Below are 984 nucleotides of genomic sequence, written 5' to 3' on the forward strand. Positions count from 1 at the left end.
GCTGCGCGACGGCCGGCTCGTGGGCTTCGCGGGCAGCGCCGTGGACGTGACGGCCCGCTGGAAGGCACAGCAGGAGCTGCAGACCCAGCTGGCCTTCCAGCACCTGCTGTTCGAGACCACGCCCCTGCCCATGCTGGTCACCGACGCGGACCACCGCGTGGTACTGGTCAACAAGGCCTGGGAGGACTTCTTCGGCCGCGGCCGCTATGCCGTGCTCGGCCACGAGATCAAGGGACTGCACTCGCGCGACGATGCCCTGCTGCAGATACGCAGCAACCAGGTCGTGATGCGCTCGGGCCAGCGCATGGTGCTGGAGGCCCGGCTGCCCCACGTGGACGGCAGCTACCGCGACGTGCAGATCTCCAAGGCGGCGGTCAAGGATGCCCAGGGGCAGACCACCGGCGTGCTCAGCATCTTTGTGGATGTGAGCGAATTCCGCGCGGCCGAGCATGCCACGCGCGAGGCCCGCGACGCGGCCGAGGAGGCCTTCCGCGTGAAGTCGGAATTCGTCGCCAACATGAGCCATGAGCTGCGCACCCCGCTGCAGTCCATCATGGGCTTTGCCGAGCTGGGAAGCCTGCGCTCGCGCGGCAATCCCGCCATGGCCGACATGTTCAACGACATCCATGCGGCGGGCCAGCGCATGCTGGCCCTGGTCAATGACCTGCTCGATGTGGCCAAGCTGGACAGCGCCGTGGGAACCATCCACCTGGAGCGCACGGATCTGCGCAGCCTGATCCGGCCGGTCGTGCGCGAGCTGGAGCCGCAGCAGCAGCACAAGCTCATCGACCTGCGGCTCGAACTCGACGACGCCCCGCTGATCGCCAAGGCCGACCCCGTGCGCTTCCAGCAGGTGGTGCGCAATGTGCTGGCCAATGCCATCAAGTTCTCGCCCATCGGCGGGCGCATCGATGTGCAGGGCCGCATCGACGGGCAGGGCGACATCTGCATCGCCTTCTCCGACCAGGGCCCGGGCATTCCGCC

1 protein-coding gene is annotated in these 984 nt (G+C 68.2%); it reads left to right on the top strand.

Annotated features, from left to right (window positions below):
• On the top strand, positions 1-984 hold a 984-nt coding region (locus tag DTS01S_RS29260), incomplete at both ends, for a PAS domain-containing sensor histidine kinase (protein ID WP_156493801.1).

It is taken from the genome of Delftia tsuruhatensis NBRC 16741 (assembly GCF_001571325.1).
Classification (GTDB): Bacteria; Pseudomonadota; Gammaproteobacteria; order Burkholderiales; family Burkholderiaceae_C; genus Comamonas; species Comamonas tsuruhatensis.